Genomic DNA, 20,924 nt, shown 5'->3' with positions numbered 1-20,924 from the left:
CGCCGGATTAGCTGATAGTGGGCTGAGTAGTACTATAAATAACCAGGGATTCGGGTTGCAGCGAAATACTTATTCCGCTGGTAATAGTATTAGGTGAGCCGATCGGACCGCTCCATTGCAGGTCGGCGGAATCGAAAAGCTTTTGCCAGCTTTCAGCGTAAGTAGGGAGCGTAATGGTTTGCGTTGTATTGGAAAAATTCATCAGGCAAAGTACGTGTTGGTTCTCGTGCCAACGGTGTAGGAGCAAGGTGTTGGTTGCTTCGTTACTCACTACATCCAGTTGTTGCCGGTTAAGTTGGCGCAAAGCCGGATGCGTTTTCCGGAGGCTAATAAGTGCCTGGTAGTAGCGAAATAGAACCTGGTGTTGCCCTTCCGGAATTAAATTCCATTGCAGCTTGGAGCGGTTATACGTGTCTTCGGATTGCGGATCGGGTGCTTCGCCTAACGCGTGAAAAGCGGCAAATTCAGCTTTGCGGCCTTTCCGTACGGCTTCTACCAGGTCCGTATCGGTGTGGCTTACGAAGTACAAAAACGGGTTCGATTCGCCGTATTCTTCTCCCATAAACAACATGGGTACGTACGGACTTACTAATACGGCACCCGCCATTAACTTTTGCATTTCGAAACTAACCAGTTGGCTGGTGCGCTCGCCCAGCATGCGGTTACCTACCTGGTCGTGATTTTGTGAAAATACAATGAATTGCTGCCCCGGGTTGTTTTCGGCTTTTAAACCAAATTTTTTAAACCGATGCGGTGAATATTGCCCATCGTACACGTAAGCATCCTGGTAGGTTTTGGCTAAATGGCTAATTCCGGTAAAATCAGAATAATAACCGGTTTGTTCGCCGGTAGCGGATACGCGTAAGGCATGATGGAATTCATCAATCCATTGGGCATCCATGCCGAAGCCTTGCTCCTCTAAGGGGTTAATAAACTTCGGATCATTCAGGTCTAATTCTACAATTAAGTGGTGGGTGCGGCCGGTTTCTTTCGTTAATTGATTTACGTGCAGCTTAATTTCCCGCAGGATATGCACCGCACTAAAATCCTTAATGGCATGAACGGCATCTAAGCGCAAAGCATCCACGTGAAAATCGCGGAACCACATTAATACATTCTGCACAAAAAACTCGCGCACGCCATCGCACCAGGCATCGTCAAAATTAATAGCGTTGCCCCACGGTGTATTGTACTTATCGGTGAAGTAATGCCCGTAGGTGCCCAGGTAATTTCCTTCAGGGCCCATGTGATTATACACCACATCCAGTACCACGGCTATTCCTTTTTGGTGGCAGATATTTACTAATTGTTGCAAGCCGCGAGCGCCACCGTAGGAATGTTGCACCGCGTACGGAAATACGCCATCGTAGCCCCAGTTGCGGGAACCCGGAAATTGCGCCACCGGCATAATTTCAATGGCATTTACTCCTAAATCTTTTAAGTAATCCAGCTTTTCGGCCAGACTCGCAAAAGTACCATCCGGAGTAAATGTACCGGTATGAAGTTCGTAAAGTATATAATCGGCGAGCGGAATGTTGTTCCATTGCGCATCCGTCCAGGTAAAATTAGTAATATCTATGGCTTCCGAATTACCGTGTACACCTTCCGGTTGGGCCAAAGAAGCCGGATCGGGGAACTCGTTTTCGCCGTCTAATACAAATTTGTACCGGTCGCCAGGCTGAATTTGGTTAGTAGTTAATTCCCAATATCCGTATTCTTGTTGTTGAAGTGGTAGCTTTTCTTTTCCCACAACATTAATCGCCACATTTTTTAAAAGCGGTGCCCATAAAATTACGGAAGCCTCGCCGGCAGGCGTAAAATTAACTCCCACCGTGCGTTTGCTGGTATCTATTAAATTCATTTTAGTGTTGTTATTGGCTGATAGTCGATAGACCATAGTCTTTGGTTCATAGTCCATAGACTATAGTCCGTTAAACATCGACTATGGTCTTTCGGCTATATAATTGGATGTTGCAAGAGTACAATGGAACGGGAGTCTACCCGAATGGATTCTTCGTCTTTGAAAACACCTATTGGTTCGTCTACAACATTTTCGCTGGTATCCAATATTTTCGTCCACTTGTCGCCGTATTTTTTAGAAGGCAGCGTAAAGTCCAGCGGAATATCCGAAGCGTTAAAAATAATATAAAACGAATCGTCGAATACGTGTTCGCCTTTCGGGCCTTTGGAATGGAGGCCAACCCCGCTCAAATACACTGCCAAAGATTTAGCGTAATCCTGGTTCCAATGTTCTTCGCTCATTTCGGAGCCATCAGGTAAAAACCAGGCAATATCTTCTACCCCGATTCCTTTAATGGGTTGCCCTTGGAACCAACGGCGGCGCCGGAAAATAGGATGATTTTTACGCAAGTGGATCAGTTTACGGGTAAAGTTTAGCAATCCGGTATCTGCTTTATCCCAGTTTAACCACGAAATTTCGTTATCCTGGCAATAAGCATTATTGTTACCGTTCTGCGTCCGGCTAATTTCGTCGCCGGCTACCAACATGGGCACTCCCTGCGACAGAAATAAGGTAGTTAATAAATTGCGCTTTTGCCGGTTCCGGATAGTATTAACCCATTCATCATCAGTCGGGCCTTCTACGCCGCAATTCCAGGAACGGTTATGATCTTCGCCGTCGTTGTTTTCTTCGCCGTTGTCCCAGTTATGTTTTTCGTTGTAGGATACTAAATCGTTTAGGGTAAAACCATCGTGCGCGGTAATAAAGTTAACGCTGGCCGTAGGACGGCGGTAATCGTCGAAATACAGATCGGAGCTGCCGGTTAAACGGTTGGCAAATTCGGGCAGCATGGCGTGTTCGCCGCGCCAGAAATCGCGCATGCAGTCGCGGTATTTTCCGTTCCATTCGGTCCAGCCCGGCGGAAACTTTCCTACCTGGTAACCGCCTTCTCCAATATCCCAAGGCTCCGCAATTAATTTTACCTGCGAAATAACCGGGTCCTGGTGAATAATATCAAAGAAAGAACCCAGCCGGTCTACATCGTGCAATTCGCGGGCTAAAGCCGAGGCCAAATCAAACCGGAAACCATCTACGTGCATTTCTAAAATCCAGTAACGGAGGCTATCCATAATCAGGCGCAAGGTACTGGGTAGCATGGCATTCAAGGTATTACCCGTGCCGGTATAGTCCATGTAATACCGTTTATCTTCCGGGACCAGCCGGTAATAAGAAGCATTATCAATACCCCGGAAAGAAAGCGTGGGACCCATGTGATTGCCTTCGCCGGTATGGTTATACACCACATCCAGAATTACCTCAATGCCCGCTTTGTGGAACTCTTTCACCATATTTTTAAATTCGGCTACTTGTTCTCCCATAACCCCACTGCTGGAGTAGCGAACATCCGGGGCAAAGAAACCAATAGTATTATACCCCCAATAATTGGAAAGACCTTTGTCCTGTAAAATACTATCGTTTATAAAATGATGCACCGGCATTAATTCTATGGCCGTAATTCCCAGAGAAGTAAGGTATTGAATGGTTACCGGGTTCGCTAAGGCGGCATACGTACCTCTAATTTCTTCCGGAATAGCCGGGTGCAATTTGGTAAAGCCTTTTACATGCGTTTCATAGATAATGGATTTATGATAAGGGGTACGCGGAGCTTTATCGCCGTCCCAGTCAAAGTAAGGATCAATAACTACGGATTTAGGAATGTAAGGCGCATTGTCTTTATCATTAAAGGTTAAATCTTTTTCGGGGTGATCCATTTCGTAGCCGAACATGGATTCGTGCCATTGAATAGTACCTGAAATAGCTTTCGCGTAAGGGTCGATTAGTACTTTGTTGGGATTAAACCGATGGCCATTTAAGGGATCAAAAGGGCCGTGAACCCGATAGCCATATAATTGTCCGGGCTTTGCCCAAGGCAAATAGACGTGCCACACCTGGTGCGTACGTTCCGAAATTAAAATTATATGGCTTTCTCTTTGACTTTCTTCCGAATCAAATAAGCAAAGTTCTACTCCAGTGGCATTCTCGGCGTAAAGAGCAAAGTTAACTCCTTCTCCGTCCCAGGTTGCTCCTAAAGGATATGGTTTTCCGGGATATATAGCAGGACTTCTAGTCATTACAGGTTCGTACGAATAAAGTGTCGAGTCGTTTTCATTCATAATGTTAAACAAATTAATTTGGATTGCATGTACGTTGAAGGCATAAAATAGTATAACCAGCGGGGGAGTAAAGCCGGTTTAGCCGAATGGTTCCTGCTAAAAATCAGCAGCATAAAAAATGAAAAATTTATTAATAAATAAGTTCCTGAGGGAAAGTTCAAGGACATCCTACGAAAAACCGGACATCCTTAACGTTAAAATGAGAGTAAAAAGGGGAAAATCAGTATAAGTTCTGCTTCTTTCCGTAGTGCTAAAATTTTATACGGAGGTAGTTTAAAAGCCTGATCCGTTTTTATACGAGAACCAAGCCGGGCAGTTAAGTGAGTGGTAAAGCAGCTCACCGGTTTTAAAAGTACCTGTTTAGGTCTAATAACCTTTGCGAGCCGGAAGAAGTAAAGCAAGATAGAATTTTGGCCTGGGTAGGACAGCCATTGAGCAACCAAGGCCATTACAGCATAATACAAAAACCAAGGATTGCGGCTATCTATATGTCAAAAAACGCCAAAATAGCAGAAACCGGGAAACCTCGGGTAATCATTATTGGAGGAGGCTTTGCCGGCCTGGAATTAATAAAAGCCTTGCGGCACGCCGATGTGCAAGTAGTTTTAATCGATAAGCAAAATTTTCATACGTTTCAGCCATTGTTGTACCAAGTGGGTACCGCCGCCGTAGAAGCCGATTCGATTGTTTATCCCTTCCGGAAAATTTTTGACGAGCAGCAAAATTTTTATTTCCGGCTAGCCGAAGTGCAGTCCATTGATACCTCCAGGCAATTAGTCGAAACTTCTATTGGGTTGCTTCGCTACGATTATTTAGTAATTGCTACCGGTGCTACTACCAATTTTTACGGCGATGAGCAAATTCAAAAAACGGCTATCTCAATCAAAAACATACCGGATGCTCTAGCTCTACGTAATACCATCCTGAGCAATTTTGAAAAAGCCTTGCAAATTGACGATGAAGAGCAGTTAAATAGTTTAATGGATTACGTAATTGTGGGCGGCGGTCCAACGGGCGTGGAGTTAGCCGGTGCCTTGAGCGAGTTGCGCAAACACGTTTTTCCGAGAGATTACAAAGAGCTGGATTTTATTAAAATGGACATCCACTTAATTCAGAGCGGCGATTTATTATTAAAAGGCATGTCGGCGGAAGCGTCGCAGAAAGCGCGGGAATACCTGGAAAATTTTGGCGTGAAAATTTGGTTTAACCGGCGGGTAAAAGCCTACGATGGCTACACGGTATTATTAGATTCCGGAGAAAAACTGATTAGCCGGACTTTAATCTGGGCGGCGGGTGTTACCGGTGCACCGGTGGCCGGAATCCGGAAAGAAAGCTTACTTAAAGGCAACCGCTTGCAGGTAGATGAATATAACCGGGTAACGGGTTACCAGAATATTTTTGCCATTGGCGATATTGCCGCTATGGTTACTCCCGAAAATCCTGAAGGTCATCCTATGTTGGCTCAACCCGCTATTCAACAAGGGCATCTTTTAGGTGAAAATTTAAGAAGTTTAATTTCGGGTAAATCTCTAAAGCAGTTCCAATATAACGATAGAGGTACCATGGCTACTATTGGCCGTAACCAGGCCGTTGCCGATTTAAAGATTTTCTCAAAAGAAATTAAAACGCAAGGATTTCTGGCTTGGTTTATCTGGGCGTTTATTCACCTGATTTCCATTATTGGTTTCCGGAACCGGCTGTTCGTGCTGGTAAACTGGATGGGGAGTTACTTTACATTCGATAAAGGTATCCGGTTAATTATGGGCAAGCCTAAAGAAAATATTCCGGTAGAAGCTGTAACGGAAAAAGCAGTAGGGTAGGAGTGGATCTACTGGCTCCTTACTCAGAAACCTTACATTTTGGAGCGAAACAAGGTTTTTAGTTCAGATTTTAATTATAGTCTAAACTCTGGCAGGTTTATTTAAAACTGTCTTGTTATTTCTGATTCGAATAAAAAAGAATGATCCAACTAGAGTTAGGTAACGGATCAAAATTAGTTTTAAATTCTTGTTACCGAAATTAATAAAATAGTAAATTGATAATCTGTTACTTACTTATACAATGGGCTAGAGTCTACTATCTGGATACTTTTGCCGCTTTACTTTTAATGAATCCGGAAATTTGAAATCAGATTTACTTTTTGAAAATAATGCCTAACATTGTGCCTCGTTCCGGCGACCTTATTGGCCACGTATGGTTAAGGTTTTACTAAAATCGTCGGAGTTCATTTTTAAACCTTTATTTATGAAAGCATATATCTTCCCTGGTCAGGGTTCGCAGTTTTCTGGCATGGGCCGTGATTTATACGAGCAATATCCGGCCACTAAAGCCTTATTTGATCAAGCCAATGCGTTATTAGGATTCTCTATTACCCAAATAATGTTTTCCGGCACCGACGAGGAACTAAAGCAAACCAATGTAACGCAGCCCGCCATTTTCTTACATTCCGTAGCCATGTCTGCTGTAGCCCCTGATTTTAAGCCCGAAATGGTAGCAGGGCATTCCTTAGGTGAATTTTCGGCGTTGGTAGCTAATAAAGTGCTGGCTTTTGAAGATGCTTTGTTGTTGGTAGCTAAACGGGCGCAAGCTATGCAGAAAGCCTGCGAAGCGAACCCTTCGGCCATGGCGGCTATCCTGGGTCTGGATGATAGAACCGTAGAAGAAGTATGCGCCCAAATTGACGAGATTGTGGTGGCCGCTAATTACAATTGTCCGGGGCAGTTAGTAATTTCGGGTAGCAACCAGGGCGTTGCGTTAGCCTGCGAAAAGTTAAAAGCAGCCGGAGCAAAACGGGCTTTACCGTTACCCGTAGGCGGCGCTTTTCATTCGCCGTTAATGCAACCCGCCGAAGCGGAATTGGCCGAAGCTATTAAAAACACTCAATTTAACGAAGCTATTTGCCCGGTTTACCAAAACGTAGACGCCAAACCCTACACCGACCCGGAGCAAATCAAGCAAAATTTAATTAAGCAATTAACCGCACCTGTGCGCTGGACCCAAACCGTGCAAAACATGATTACCGATGGCGCAACTTTATTCGTGGAGTGTGGACCCGGCAAAGTTTTGCAAGGTTTAGTAAAAAAAATAAACAAAGACGCAGAAGTAGCCTCGGCACTTTAAAGTTTTTGGTGGTAGGTTTTATGTCGTAAGTTATAGGTTCTAAGTTTTAAGTAGCAGAACAGTAATGTTTTAATTTAATCTTGTTCTGGTACTTAGGTTTACTTGATAAACTTGAAAAACGTAGAACCTATCACTTATAACATACTACTTATTTAAATTTTTTAACTTCTAATAAATCCGGACATTGCTTTAGTAATTGCTGATTAGTCAGTGCTAAGACAGGATGAGTAAAATCGGGAGCAATTTCGGTGAGTGGTACCAGGGTAAACCGGCGATTTTGCAGTTCCGGATGCGGAATGGTGAGACGTTGCGTTTGCAGGACTAAATCTGCGTAATACAAAATATCAATATCAATAACCCGGGCACCCCAGCGTTCGCGTCGTACCCGGCCCAACTCGGCCTCCAGAAAGTTTATTTCCTGTAACAATTCTTCCGGTATTAGGTCGGTTTCTACGGCCAACACTTGGTTCAGAAAAGCTTGTTGATTTTCTACTCCCCACGCCGCTGTTTCATATATACCGGATTGCTGTTTAATTTCTCCTAAGTGTGCTTTAATTAAATTACGCGCTTGTAACAGGTAATCTTCGCGGTTGCCCAAGTTACTCCCCAATAATAAATAAACAGTAGGCATTTTTTAGTTAAGATTACAAGGTAAATAGATCACAGTGAAAGAGATTTTTTAAATTTTTTAATTTTGCATCAACTCTTCAAACCTGTTAGACCGAAAGACTCTTTTTAGCAGCTAACTAATAGTAATAAAATTGGTTTATCAATCTTCTGCCCGGATAATTAGGTTATTTTAAAACAATCTAATCAGTGGGTGATTGATTAGATTCTTTCAGAATGACGGAGTTGAAGTAAAATAGCTTTGATTTTGATACATCTTTTTATTAGCTCGCACTCTCATTTCAAATTAAAATTTCCGAAAGAAAGAAATGGTTTGGTCAGCTATAAATTGAGCAACTGGTGGCAAAGAAGTTTCGGGGTAGGGGTGCTTGCCCCCGAAAGTGTGCCCGCCTTCCGGCAAAATAATTACTTCGGCGTTGGGTTGATTGGCTTTTAATTCGTGTGCCATGCTTATTGGTAAAGTTTCATCGTCTTCAGCGTGAAATATTAACAAAGGCTGTTGTAAACGAGCTACTACCGAAGGAATATCTAAACGCGCATGGTTCGCCCGAAAATCTTCGACCAACTGGTAGTAAAGCGGCATGTTTTGGTTAATGCGGGCATTGTAGATATAATGAACGCCATTTTTTTGCCAATCGCTTAGTACTTGCTCGGGCCAGCGCATGGCCATATCGCTAACCGGTGCCCAACCCGCTACAGCCTTAATCCGTGGTTCTTCGGCTGTTTTTAAAATTACTAAGCCACCGCCCCGGCTATGACCAATTAAATACAGTTTATTCAGGTCCGTTTCCTCCTGCGGCAACTCGGCAGGTGAATGAAATAAATAATCGATTAAGGTTCCTAAATCGTCTAACTCAATCGAAAAGTTATTCCGGCCAAAGGCTTCCATATCTGTTAAATCGTCGCCGTTAAGGGTAGTGCCGTTGTGCGACAAATTAAGCTTGATAAAAACAAAACCTTGTCCTGCAAAATAATCGGCCAGTAAATTAAAATGCCCCCAATCTTTAAATCCTTTAAAACCATGCACAAAAATAATTATTGGCTTTGCTTGCTGATCAGGAATAAAACGGGCATCAACGCCAAAAGCCCGGCCGTGCGCTGGGGTTAAAAAAAAATCTATTTTCTTGATTGAAGCCATTTTTCGAAACTACTTGTAAAATTTAAAAATGAATGGGGTTGATGCTTTTATTTTTAAAAAACATACCCGATTAAGTACCAATAAGTTTTTATTCGCCTTAGAAGTTTAGCAAAATTGGGTAGTACTAACCCTGCTCTAGGGCGTTGCCGTCGTTGGTTACTTCACAAACAACTTATACCCCATCATACTTAACGGTTGCCTATTAAAATAAAAGTTAAATTATAGCGGTATAAAACCGGCAGTTTTTAAAACCTGCCGGGTTTGAACTTTTAAAAGTGCTTTTTACTATTAAGTATAAATTGATTTTCTTGAAAGTTCTACTCATAAAAAATCCCGGTTACGTGTACATAACCGGGATTTTACTTTTAACCTTTGTGAAAAGTTGAATTTTAAAATTTTTAATTCTTAGCCGTTGCCCTTTTAAGAGAACTTAAATATTCTACCAGGTTCACGAGTTCTTTCTCCGAAATACCTTGTTGCAAATTAGCTGGCATCAGTGATTTATCCATTTGCTTTTTAGAAACAATATCTTTCATGGCGTAGCTCATAACAGCTCCACCAGGTAAGCGAACGTCTACTTTATCTTCGGTTTGGCTGGAAATAATACCTACTACCTGACTGCCATCTTTCAGCTTAATGGTATATCCTTCATAACCAAAACTAATACCCGCATCCGGATGTAAAATAGCGGTGTACAAAGCTTGCTTCGGTAATTTGCTGCCTATCTCGGATAATTCCGGACCAAACCAGGCTCCTTCGTTATTTACTTTGTGACAAACGCTGCAGGTTTGGGCAAAAATTGCTTTCCCATTGGTTGGGTCGCCGGTTAGGGTAGCTAACTGCGCAACAGGAGGTAAGGGTTTGCCTTCGCGACTAGGTTTTTTAAAGTAAATGGCGGCTACTTCTTTAATGTCTGGCCGCCAGGCGCGTAAGAGAACCGTACCAGCTGTTTCTTCTAATTCAGCCGGAATTTGTTTGTTTTTAACGAGTTCTACCAGGCGGTCTTCGCCGCTGCCACCCGTTCCTAGTTTGCGTAAAGCCAATTGCCTGATTTCTAATGGGCGTTTAGTATCCAGCATGACGCTTTGCAGTAAATCTTTTACTTTGCCGCTTTCATAATTGCCTACGGCGGTTAGCATGCCTGTGGCAACTTGCGCATCTTTACTGTTAAGCGCTTTGGCAACGGCATCAATTCCACCCGGAGCTTTTACCAGCGCACGAGCGGCATCCCGGGCTATTTCGCTTTCGGGGTTAGTAAGTGCCAGAGCTTGTAAATCCTGATTAAATTCGGGCAAACCATATTGGTCTAACAACATTACAAATTGTTTGGTACCCCGCGACGCTTCAATGGTCCGACGTAAGGCGGCCTGGAACTTGGCATCTTTTTGCGCTGATTGGTCGCTGGCTTGTAGGGCCAAAGTGGTTATTTGATTTTGTACCGGTCCATTGCCATCGAGTAAACTAGCTAAAGCTTGTTGTTTCTCCGGTGAATTCGCATGAAAGTCAAAAGCCCTAAAGTAATGCGGTAGCTCTGCGGCGTTGTTGATATTTTGAATAATCTGAGCCAGTTTAGGTAAAGCTTCTGTAGAGCGAGAGCGCCAGATAATATCCTGGTCGCTAGCTTTGCTTACATCAGCGCCGCCTTTGCTTGCCCAGGCAGTAAAGAAAGCATCGGCTTGTAAATCCGAACTAATGCCTAAGGTTTCTAAATACCAGCGATCTTTCCCGTCGTATTGGCTGGCCAGGTCGGCCCAAATGGCAGGAGCTTCCGGCGATTTGCTGTAACGTAAAGCCAAAGCTACTTCCCGCCGAACCTGCGGATTAGCCTCTTTTGCCCAGCCTTTTAAAACCGGCATAACATCTAACTTTAATTCTTGCGCCGCGCGTAAGCCAGTAATCCGGATATTATCATCTTTATCCTGGTAGGCTTGTTTTAAGTATTTTTCGCCACGGTCATTAATTTTGCTGAGTAACCACAGAGCCCGGGCCCGTTGGCGCGATTCGCCGGTTTTCCATAGTTTAACTAATGCTTTCTCGCCTTTTTTACCCATTTGCTGCAAGGCAGTATAGGCCTGGTAACGGGTATCGAGGTTAGGGCTTTGCAAAGCTTTAACGGCTCCGGCCGCATTACTTAAGTCCATTTTAGGCACGGTGTACGGGGTGCTTGGCGGAGCTACCCGGAATACGCGTCCTTTTTGCGTTTCGCCTTGCTGGTGACCGCCTACTCCCGGATCGTACCAATCCGCAATAAACAAAGAACCATCGGGCGCTACGGTAACATCAGATGGGCGGAACCATTGGTCTTTCACGCCTTTCACAATATTTACTATTTCGGCTTTATAACCGGCTCCATCCGGAGTAACCGGGTAAGCCCGCACTATGTTCGGACCGGCATCCGAATGAATCATTTGGTTTTGGAATGGCGTTGGTAATAGTTTGCCTTCGTAAATGAGCATACCGGTAGGAGAGCCGGCGCCGGTTTGCAATAAATTAGGCACCGAGCCTGGATCGTTTAAATGCCAGTGGCGCAACGGTATTTCGGTTTCCATACCGGTGCGGTAAGCGCTCCAGCCGGCCCCGGTTTTCTCGTCCTGGTAGCCGTAATTGCCGTAAGGCAGCACGTAATTAATGCGTACGCCGCGGTTGCCATCATCGTCGTTATCGGATTGCCACAGTGTTCCATAAGAATCTACGGCTACTTCATAGTTATTCCGGAAATTATGGGCTAATACTTCAAACTCGCTGCCATCGGGGTTGCACCGAAATACCATGCCCTGGCGGTAAGGCTTGCCGTTATCAGCTACTACATTACCAGCCTGGTCTACAATAGGTGTACCGTTTTTGTCTTTGATTTGCTTGCCTTCGTTACCAAAGTTGAAATACAATTTACCATCGGGGCCAAACGTGAACGAGTGCATGCCGTGGTCGTGTTGCACGCCACCAATGCCGGTAAATAGTAAATCTTTTTTATCGGGTTTATCGTCGCCGTCGGTATCCGTAAATACAAACACATTCGGCGAAGCCGATACAATTACTTTGTTGCCCATTACCGCAATTCCCAGCGCGGCATCTACGTCTTTGCCCTGGTAAAATACTTTTTGCTTATCGGCTTTGCCATCGCCGTCTACATCTTCCAGAATTAAAATCCGGTCGCCTTCGGGGCGGCCTTTATTTTCGGGATTATGCTGGAGCCGGTAGTTAATGGCTTCGGTAACCCAAACCCTACCTTTGGCGTCAATGTCCATATTGGTTAAGTTTAAGGTCATGGGAGCCGTGGCAAACGTTTTAGTCTCCAAACCAGCCGCCGTTTCCAGGCCATCCGTTTCAGGATCGGCCACGAATAAATGTGCCTTATTCAGGTTAAATGCCAGGCTGGCAGAGAGTAAGGTAGCCAAAGCCAGGCCGGCACCCGGCTTAAATAAGCGGTGCTGTATAACTGGCTGTAGCGTATGGGGTAAATTTTTAAATATCATCTTTTGCTGTTTTCCGGATGCTTGATAATAAATTATTTTAAAAATTTAGGCTACATCACAAATCTGAACTCCTTGTTTTAAGGAAGCCAGCTTGTCTTCGCGTTTCGGAATAAATTCCTGGGCGACATAGCCTTTATAACCGGTTTCCAGAATTGCTTTCATAATGGCCGGGTAATACAATTCCTGCGTTTCGTCGATTTCGTTGCGGCCGGGTACGCCACCGGTATGGTAATGCGAAATATACTGTTGGTATTTTTTAATGGTGGCAATCACGTCGCCTTCCATAATTTGCATGTGGTAAATGTCGTATAATAATTTAAAACGGTCCGAGCCTACTTTGTCGGCCAGGGCTGCCCCCCAATGCGTGCGGTCGCACATGTAATCTTTGTGGTTAACTTTGCTGTTAAGTAGCTCCATTACCATGGTTACTTTGTATTTTTCGGCGGTAGACATAAGGCGTTTTAAACCAACGGCACAATTCTCCATGCCTTTTTCATCGTCCATGCCGCGGCGGTTACCCGAAAAGCAAATGATTTGGTTAAAGCCCGCAGCGGCAGCTTTTGGAATAACTTCTTCATAGCTTTTTATCAAGGCATCGTGGTACTGCGGATCGTTAAAGCCTTTATCGATGCCCATACCGGCCCCCCAGGGCAAAGCCGACGTTAAGCCGTATTTTTTAAGAGTAGGCCATTCTTCGGGGCCAACTAATTCAATAGATGTTAAACCAATTTTAGTGGCGGCCTTACACAAATCGTCTAATGAAATTTTATCGTAGCACCACCGGCAAACTGAATGGTTTACTTTGCCTTTTAATTTATCGCCCATTTGCGCATCGGCAGCAGCAAGTCGGTTTGTAAGAGAAGTACCTAGAGTAACGGCAGCGACAGAGCCGGCCATTTTTTGGAGCGCCTTCCGGCGGGAATTATTTTCAGACACGAATTAATAATTTAAAATTTTTAAAATTAATGCTTAATGCTAGAGGAAAAGTGAGCCTCCAAACCTTTTGGTCCGGAGGCGTTTACTTAAAAAAAGAGAATTAATATTACGCACATTTCTGCTGGATTCAAACAAAAATGTGGTTTAATATAGGGGGTTCTGAATTAATTTATTGTTCCGGTTAATTTCGTCGAGTTTAATCGGCAGAAAATAAAACCGTGGGTTCCAGGCTCTGTCCTGAATTTTAACCACAGAAAAGGCCCGGTTCGAGATAGTGCCATCTGCGGCCATATTACCCGTAACACTAACGCCTTCGGCATTTACATACGCCTGGTCGGCAATCATCCAGCGGCGCACATCAAAGTAGCGGTGTTCTTCGTAGCCTAATTCTACGCTACGTTCGTTGCGGTAGCGATCTACTAAAGCCTGACCAGTTTCAGTAACTGGCGGCATGCCCGCGCGGGCTCTTACTTTATTAATATACGTTTTAGCTTCTTCTTCCTGGCCCAGTTCTATACAAGCTTCGGCATAATTTAGTAAAATTTCGGCGTACCGGAAACGGCGGAAAGGATAGGTTTGCTTCACGTATTGGTGATCAATAGTTGGGTCGATAAATTTACGCAGGTAATAGCCGGTGTACGAACCATTCCAATCTTCGATGGGGCCTTTACGGGTATCTAAACCTGGAACTACCGAGCCGTCGGGCTTTTTATAATTACCTACCTGTACAATGCCTAGCGGATCGGCGGCTCTAACATCGGCTGGGCGGGGGCGCCACTGCGCACCTTCGAACAACACACTCGCATAAAGCCGGGGATCGCGGTTTTGGTAAGGATTAACTTTGTGGGCCGGATTATTCCAGTCGAACTTACTGCCATCTTTCATCTCGAACCGGTCTACAAATTGCCCGATCGGAGAACTTTCACCCCAAGTGTGCCAGCCGTTTGGTCCCGTAAAAAGGCCCGGGTTGGGTGCATCCCAGTTAGCATTGCGCAAGTTATCGTTAAACTGCATGAAGATATCTTCGGCATTGCCATTATTTAAAAATATATTGCTGTAGTTAGTGGTAGCTTCTTCGGCTGTGGCCGGATTTTCACTACCAAAAAGATTGTACACATTTAAATCCATTACGGCTTTGGCGGCATCTTTGGCGGCTTGCCAACGCGCTTGTTGATCGCCGCCTACGAAGCTTACCAGTTCTTTATTGCCGTAACCACCAGCCCAATCGGCATTGCTGTTGTATAAGTCGCTGGCTGCGTACAATAATACTCGGGATTTTAGAGCCAGTGCCGCGCCTTTGGTGGCCCGGGCTTTATCGCCGGTGGCTGGTAACAAAGCGGCCGCTTTATCGCATTCTTCGGTAATAAATTTAATGCAGTTCTCGTAAGAATCCCGGGTAATGGTATAATCCTCGTTCAGGCCGTAAGCTTTTGTAATTAAAGGCACGCCGCCGTAAAGCGATAACAACTGGTGGTAAAAGTAAGCCCGTAAGAATAACACCTCACCAGTAAGCTTGTCTTTAGCCGCCGGATCGTCGAAAGGAACGGCGTCAATTTTTTCTAAATAAACATTACAGGCCCGGATATTTTTGTACGAATAATCCCAGCTCATGTACCGTTCGTGGCCGTTAGAGGCGGCATTATCGAATAATAGTAAATTGCTGGGAGTGATTAAGCTTTTCGTTACGTTTTCGGTGTCCCAGTTCGCGTTAAACTGCGCCTCATCTACCAGGTTAGATAACATAATAGTTTGGAAAGCAGTAGGAATGCCCACGTAAATATTGTTGACAAAAGTTTGCACCAAAGCGGCATCATTCCAAACGGCAGTTTCCGAAAACTTATCTACGGGAGCCTGGTCTAAAAAATCCTTATCGCAGGAAAAAGTGGTGCCAGTTAAGGCTATTGCTAAAAGTAATTTATGTCTTATTTTCATGATAACAGATTCACTAATTAAAAGGTAACGGAGATACCGCCATTCACAATTTTTTGTAAAGGATAACCCTGACCGGAGCCGGTGCTTAATTCCGGATCGAAATCTTTGTAATCCGGGCTATAGGTTAACAGGTTGTAAGCATTTACATAAACTCTGAGTTTCTGAATGCCCCACTTCTGGGTAAACTGCGGCAGGCTGTAGCCTAATTCAACGTTCTTTAAGCGTACATAATCGGTTTTGTGCAACCAGTACGTGTTGCGGTTGCCTACCCAATATTCGTTGCTGCGGTTAAAAGTGCGCGGGCCGGAAGCATTAATATTATTTGGAGTCCAGCGGTCTTCATAGAAGCTTTGCAAAAAGTTGCCAATTTCTCCGGATTCGGTATTGATATAATTTACGGCACCAGTGGCACTCTGAATTAAGAGCGAGAAATCGAAACCTTTGTAGCCTAAACGAGCTGTTAAACCGGTGGTAAGTCTTGGGATGTTGCTCTTACTATTTCTTACCCGGTCGTTCGCATCAATTTTGCCGTCTTCGTTTACATCTTTAAAGATGATATCACCCGGTCGGGCACCTGACCAATGTGGATACGCATCTACGGCTGCCTGATCTTTAAAAATACCAATGGATTGGTAATATAAATCATTATCCGGGGCGTAAGGATCACTTGGGATTGGGCGACCAGTGGTTAATTGATATTCCGGACGGCCAGGCGTTTCGTCCCAGAAAATAATTCGGTTTTTGGCATAACCAGCGTTTAAACCTACTTCATAAGTAAAATCGCTGCTGGTTCTGTTTCTATAAGTTAAGCTAAAGTCGAACCCGCGGTTACCTGATTTACCAATGTTTTCGGGCGGTAACGACATACCCGTTGAAGTGGGAATAGAAGCGCTTCTTCTCCATAAAATATCGGAACGAAGGTTATCAAAATAATCAGCGGTTAAAACCAGGTGATTGTTCAGGAACTCTGCATCGATACCCACATTGCGCTGAATTGCTTTTTCCCAAGTAGTATTGGCATTCGGCACCCCGGTTTCGTACAAGGTTGGGCTAAGCGTAGCGCCGCCATTATTTACAAAAGCGTTGCCTGCCGCACCTAAACTATACGTAGAGAGAAAGGCGTATTCCTGCAATACGTTGTTGAAGTAAACTTCATCCCAACCGGTTTTACCCCACGATGCCCGTAGTTTAAAATAGTTAATGAAGCTCAGGCTATTTTTCCAGAAATCTTCTTCGGAGATATTATACCCCAACGACACACCCGGGAAGAAACCAAAGCGGGTGGCTTTTTCGAAAATGTAAGAGCCTTGGTACCGCCATACAAACTCAGCCAGGTACTTATTTTTATATCCGTAATTTACCCGGCCAAAGTAATTTAAACGGGCGCTGGCACTACCCGAGCCGCCGTTGGTTAAATACTGGTCGGTAGCACCCACAAACATTTGGTCAAGGGCGGTAGAAACAAAATTGCGACGGTAAGCATCAAATCTGTCTAAACCGCCGGTAATTTTTTCGATACCTGCCAGAAAGTTTACATTATGATCGTCGGCGAAAGTACGGTCGTATTTTATCAAACCGTTTAATAGTATCCGGTAATCATCTTCCATTCTTTCGGTTAAAGCCGGGCTCTCAAACCCTTTTTTACCTTTAACTAACACCGGTTGTCCGTTAGCATCGCGGGTTTGTCCATCCCAGGAATATAAATACCAGGGAGTTTGCCAGGTTTTCTGAAAGCGGAAGTTTTTATCGATAGCGGCATTACCTGAAACAGAAAGTCCTTTTATTTGAGGTATGTCTATATTTAATTTAAAGTTGGTATTAGCGACATAGCGTTTGTCCCGGTCGTAACCAGTTGCTTTAGTGCTCACTACTACTGGGTTATCCCCGTATTCAATGTCCGGACCAGGTGTACCATCGGGCCAGTAAGCCGGCAAGTTGGGCTTGCCCCGCATAACCATTCTAAAAATGCTACCGGCGCTCCGGGTGGGGTAATTACGGTCTTCCATCCGGCCCGATAAGTCTACCCCAAAGCTGATATTTTTGGTAATGTTGCCATCCAGGTTAGACCGCAAGTCGTATTGATTGTACTTAGCACCGCTGTTATAATAATAGCCTTGCTGATTGCGGGAAGTTAATGAAACAAAATACTTCATGGTTTCGCTACCCCCCGATACCGACACGTTCGCCTGGTTCTGACCAGACCAAGGCTTTAGTACTTCTTTAAACCAATCGGTATTCGGGTGCCCCCACGGGTCAGAGCCATCCCGGAATTTCTGAATATCATCGGGTGAAAAACGCGGTGCATTACCGGCGTATTGGTCAATTTCCGTTAACATGGTAGCATACCCGGCGGCATCTACCATTTCCGGAAGGCGGGTAGGGCGGCCAAAACCCTGGTTAAAAGAGGCGGTAATAGTAGGCTTACCCACTTTCCCGCGTTTAGTAGTTACCAGAATAACGCCGTTAGCAGCCTGGGCGCCGTAAATGGCCGCCGAAGCATCTTTTAAAACCGAAATATTTTCGATGGTATTCGGGTCTAATCTTTCTAAAGAACGACCGGGTACGCCATCTACCACAATTAAGGGATCGGATTTACCAAAAGAGTTTAAACCCCGAATTCGGAGCCGGGAAGCATCGTTGCCTGGTTCGCCGCTGGAGGCAACCGCTGTTAAACCAGGCAAGCGGCCAGCTAAGTTATTCGTTACATTCAGCGAAGGGCTTTTGGTAACTTCTTCGCCTTTCACCGCTGATACGGAACCAGTTAAAGTTTCCTTTTTTTGCGTACCGTAACCCACCACTACTACTTCTTCCAAAGCTTTGGTATCCGAAGCCAGCGCTACATTAATCACGGCCTGGTTGTTAATGGCCACTTCTTTGTTCTGATACCCGATAAAAGATACAATTAAAGTACCCGTACCACTGGGAACTGCCAACTGGTAATTGCCTTCTACATCGGTAACCGTACCGGTAGTGGTTCCTTTTAACAGGATGGTTACTCCCGGTAAAGATTCACCGGTGTCGCCGGTAACTTTACCCTTAATAGTTAGCCCTTGGGCTTGCAGTCCTAAAACTGAGAAAAGTACTAGTTGAAGAGTAAGGATAAACTTCAACCTTTTAAGTATAAAAATTTGCATAAAGTGGTAAAATTTGTTGAAAAAAGGTTTAGTAATATAAAGGCGTAGGAGTACAATATATACTTTTAATATATTGTAACTAATACAATAACTATTACCTAAATTAAAATTGATGTTTAAAGAATACTACAGGAGATGTGAAATTTAGAAATTATTAACCAATAAGGGGTTGGTAATTGTATGAATTACAATCAATACTTTAATATATTAATCATTTTTTAAACCTTTATGCCGCCTAGAAGTTAGAGTTGAATTGAAAATAGGATATCCACCACCTGAATAGTGGTGAAAGTAGATTGGTTAAATAATCTGAGAGAAGTAAATAAGAGGTAAAAATTAACTTTAAGATTTGTATTAAGGTATGTAATGGATTTCTGCCTTCCAGAAACAACTCTATCTTTTAAAATTCCAAAATTAAAACAAGTTTAAAGGTAAAAAACTTGGTTTTGATTAGAAGCAATGACTTCTCCTTTGAAGTGGATGAACGAGCGGATTTAGTAAATTTTTGTAAGGTTAACGCCAATATAAATTTTAAATCCAGGTACAACCAGGGCGGCAAGTTCCGGAATTAACCAACTTACTAAAAAACCGGGAAGTATGAGGAAAAGAACCAGGTTCCGGAGCTATTCCCATCTTTTTAGGTATAAGTTGGTTATTGGGTTTGCTTTGGACCAAAAACGTATCAACGAACAATAACACCTCATTATTCCACTAATACATTTGTAGCTTGCCGCAGGGTAAGCGCGACATCCCTTAGCATAGCAGATAAAAAAATTATACTAACATGTAGTTTTTTAAAGCCCTCCTCGACTTATAGAGTAAATCAACAGTAAAATTTAAGCAATGACCATGCAATTAGATGCGCAATTCATTGAAGAGATTAACCAACACATTGGCATTGCCCATAAAGTATGCCGGATGTATATCCCGGCTTTGGATGAGCGAGAAGATTTATTGCAGGAAATGATGTATCAGCTTTGGCGTTCCTACCCTGCTTTTCAGCATCATGCCCGATTTTCTACCTGGATGTACCGGGTTTGTCTTAACACCGCCATTACTTACCTGAGAAAAAATACGAAAGACAAAGAAAAGTCCCTTACGGGCAAGCACCTGCAGATACCAGACCAAAGCCATACCCAACCGGATGATAACCTGGATATTCTTTACCTGGCAATTGGGAAATTAACGGATGTGAATAAAGCCTTGATTCTCCTGTACCTGGAAGATTTAAGTTACGAAGAAATGGCTCAGATTACAGGGTTAACTGTTTCTAATGTAAGTGTACGCTTGGTTAGAATAAAAATAGAACTGGAAAAACAACTTAACCATTTAAACAAAACAGAAAATGTCAGACATGAAAGAACTAAAAGATAAGTGGGCCAATAGCAACACGGCGTTTACGGCAGCCGGAGCTTATGACCAAGCTTCATTACAAAAAATACTAGTAGCTAGAACTCACAAACAACAGAATATCAGTATGAAATATTTTTGGGCGTCACTCACCTTACAAATTATTGTGTATGCAATGCTAACAAACGTAGCTATTAAATACTGGTCCGATACGGCTATACTTGGGGTAGCCGCTTTCTGTGCGCTGCTCTATGTTCCCTTTACCGTTATGCTCCTCAGAAAGTTTAAACAGATAGCCTTACTTAAAATGGGCGAAAGACACACGGCGGACCTTACCATTTATGAATATGTTACCCAACAACATTCTCTCCTTTCAAGCTTTTACAAATTCAAAAAAGCGTATGAACTTTTTCTCATCCCGCTCAGCTCTGCTATCCTCATCTGGATTTTCTTCCGAATTTATCTGCCGGGTGGAGTTATGGCTCATCCCGTTGGGGCAATTATTTGTTTTCTTCTCTCATTAGGCTCTTGCCTCGCTGCCATTGTAGCAGAAAACAATAAAAGATTTAAACAGCCTATTACTCATCTGGAGGCAATTCTCGACGAACTGAAGCAATAATTAAAGAGATACAAGTAACAAGCTGTTATAGGTTAAGTTTTAGCAGGTATAGAGGGAATATTAGCGGCATAAAACTAGCATTCATCGGGCTCTTCTGTTGCATTTACTACAGCTGTTTGCACAATGCTAGCAAACCGCCACTGGTCAGGTCTATACTATTTCTATTGCGGATAATAGTTTCGGAAATAAGAAAAGAGAAGTAACCTTATTAAGATAAGAACCGGAGCCTAGCTCACCACCTGGCCCGTTAAACTTTGCCGGATACTGGCTCAAAAAGGCTATAAAGTAATTTGGTTCGGCAATCGGGGTGTGGGCTGATCTTTTAAACTGAGTATATTTTTAATTCTGGTCTACTTTATCTATATCCTTATTAAAATAGCTAGTATCTTCGTTCGTTTGGTTGCGTATAATTATCAGTTTTTATCACCTGGTTCTAGTTGGTTACCGACTAAATACGCCTT

12 protein-coding genes are annotated in these 20,924 nt (G+C 43.7%); 4 read left to right on the top strand and 8 right to left on the bottom strand.

Annotated elements, in window-relative coordinates; all coding sequences use genetic code 11:
* Window positions 1-7 precede the first annotated feature (7 nt).
* Complete coding sequence (gene treZ, locus HUW48_RS17060; protein WP_182412093.1) at window positions 8-1,861, bottom strand: malto-oligosyltrehalose trehalohydrolase; 1,854 nt, start codon at window positions 1,859-1,861, stop codon at window positions 8-10.
* A gap of 95 nt (window positions 1,862-1,956) precedes the next feature.
* Window positions 1,957-4,134: a glycogen debranching protein GlgX gene (gene glgX, locus HUW48_RS17055; protein ID WP_246343525.1), complete on the bottom strand. Its 2,178-nt coding sequence runs from the start codon at window positions 4,132-4,134 to the stop codon at window positions 1,957-1,959.
* Window positions 4,135-4,622: 488 nt separating this feature from the next.
* On the opposite strand from glgX, the gene HUW48_RS17050 reads away from it, so the two are divergent.
* A complete protein-coding gene (locus HUW48_RS17050; RefSeq protein ID WP_182412092.1) occupies window positions 4,623-5,954 on the top strand; it encodes an NAD(P)/FAD-dependent oxidoreductase in 1,332 nt (443 codons plus the stop codon).
* A gap of 424 nt (window positions 5,955-6,378) precedes the next feature.
* Window positions 6,379-7,254 carry an ACP S-malonyltransferase gene (gene fabD, locus HUW48_RS17045; RefSeq protein WP_182412091.1) on the top strand — a complete coding sequence of 292 codons (876 nt, stop codon included), beginning with the start codon at window positions 6,379-6,381 and terminating at the stop codon, window positions 7,252-7,254.
* Between the two features lie 148 nt (window positions 7,255-7,402).
* On the opposite strand, the gene folK is transcribed toward fabD, so the two are convergent.
* From folK to HUW48_RS17015, 6 genes are all read right to left on the bottom strand, one after another.
* Window positions 7,403-7,885, bottom strand: coding sequence for a 2-amino-4-hydroxy-6-hydroxymethyldihydropteridine diphosphokinase (gene folK / locus HUW48_RS17040; RefSeq protein WP_182412090.1), 483 nt, complete (start codon window positions 7,883-7,885; stop codon window positions 7,403-7,405).
* Between the two features lie 282 nt (window positions 7,886-8,167).
* Complete coding sequence (locus HUW48_RS17035) at window positions 8,168-9,019, bottom strand: alpha/beta hydrolase family protein (RefSeq protein ID WP_182412089.1); 852 nt, start codon at window positions 9,017-9,019, stop codon at window positions 8,168-8,170.
* A gap of 398 nt (window positions 9,020-9,417) precedes the next feature.
* A complete protein-coding gene (locus HUW48_RS17030; RefSeq protein ID WP_182412088.1) occupies window positions 9,418-12,492 on the bottom strand; it encodes a PVC-type heme-binding CxxCH protein in 3,075 nt (1,024 codons plus the stop codon).
* Window positions 12,493-12,537: 45 nt separating this feature from the next.
* On the bottom strand, window positions 12,538-13,389 hold the full coding sequence (locus HUW48_RS17025; RefSeq protein WP_182416416.1) for a hydroxypyruvate isomerase family protein: 852 nt from the start codon (window positions 13,387-13,389) through the stop codon (window positions 12,538-12,540).
* Window positions 13,390-13,572: 183 nt separating this feature from the next.
* Window positions 13,573-15,360 carry a RagB/SusD family nutrient uptake outer membrane protein gene (locus HUW48_RS17020; protein ID WP_182412087.1) on the bottom strand — a complete coding sequence of 596 codons (1,788 nt, stop codon included), beginning with the start codon at window positions 15,358-15,360 and terminating at the stop codon, window positions 13,573-13,575.
* 17 nt (window positions 15,361-15,377) lie between these two features.
* On the bottom strand, window positions 15,378-18,470 hold the full coding sequence (locus tag HUW48_RS17015) for a SusC/RagA family TonB-linked outer membrane protein (RefSeq protein WP_246343523.1): 3,093 nt from the start codon (window positions 18,468-18,470) through the stop codon (window positions 15,378-15,380).
* An 867-nt stretch (window positions 18,471-19,337) separates the two neighbouring features.
* Here HUW48_RS17015 and HUW48_RS17010 point away from each other — a divergent pair.
* Window positions 19,338-19,868, top strand: coding sequence for an RNA polymerase sigma factor (locus HUW48_RS17010; protein WP_182412085.1), 531 nt, complete (start codon window positions 19,338-19,340; stop codon window positions 19,866-19,868).
* Window positions 19,849-20,463: a hypothetical protein gene (locus tag HUW48_RS17005; RefSeq protein WP_182412084.1), complete on the top strand. Its 615-nt coding sequence runs from the start codon at window positions 19,849-19,851 to the stop codon at window positions 20,461-20,463. Before HUW48_RS17010 ends, HUW48_RS17005 begins: the two co-directional genes overlap by 20 nt.
* Window positions 20,464-20,924: the final 461 nt, after the last annotated feature.

Source organism: Adhaeribacter radiodurans (assembly GCF_014075995.1).
GTDB lineage: Bacteria > Bacteroidota > Bacteroidia > Cytophagales > Hymenobacteraceae > Adhaeribacter > Adhaeribacter radiodurans.
Note: the sequence above shows the minus strand (reverse complement) of the source record. Positions and strands in the feature narration are given on the sequence as shown.

Excerpts from the sequence above, each read along its gene's own strand:
- treZ (WP_182412093.1), bottom strand. The coding sequence starts at position 1,861 with ATGAATTTAATAGATACCAGCAAACGCACGGTGGGAGTTAATTTTACG.
- glgX (WP_246343525.1), bottom strand. The coding sequence starts at position 4,134 with ATGAATGAAAACGACTCGACACTTTATTCGTACGAACCTGTAATGACT.
- HUW48_RS17050 (WP_182412092.1), top strand. The coding sequence starts at position 4,623 with ATGTCAAAAAACGCCAAAATAGCAGAAACCGGGAAACCTCGGGTAATC.
- fabD (WP_182412091.1), top strand. The coding sequence starts at position 6,379 with ATGAAAGCATATATCTTCCCTGGTCAGGGTTCGCAGTTTTCTGGCATG.
- folK (WP_182412090.1), bottom strand. The coding sequence starts at position 7,885 with ATGCCTACTGTTTATTTATTATTGGGGAGTAACTTGGGCAACCGCGAA.
- HUW48_RS17035 (WP_182412089.1), bottom strand. The coding sequence starts at position 9,019 with ATGGCTTCAATCAAGAAAATAGATTTTTTTTTAACCCCAGCGCACGGC.
- HUW48_RS17030 (WP_182412088.1), bottom strand. The coding sequence starts at position 12,492 with ATGATATTTAAAAATTTACCCCATACGCTACAGCCAGTTATACAGCAC.
- HUW48_RS17025 (WP_182416416.1), bottom strand. The coding sequence starts at position 13,389 with ATGGCCGGCTCTGTCGCTGCCGTTACTCTAGGTACTTCTCTTACAAAC.
- HUW48_RS17020 (WP_182412087.1), bottom strand. The coding sequence starts at position 15,360 with ATGAAAATAAGACATAAATTACTTTTAGCAATAGCCTTAACTGGCACC.
- HUW48_RS17010 (WP_182412085.1), top strand. The coding sequence starts at position 19,338 with ATGACCATGCAATTAGATGCGCAATTCATTGAAGAGATTAACCAACAC.
- HUW48_RS17005 (WP_182412084.1), top strand. The coding sequence starts at position 19,849 with ATGAAAGAACTAAAAGATAAGTGGGCCAATAGCAACACGGCGTTTACG.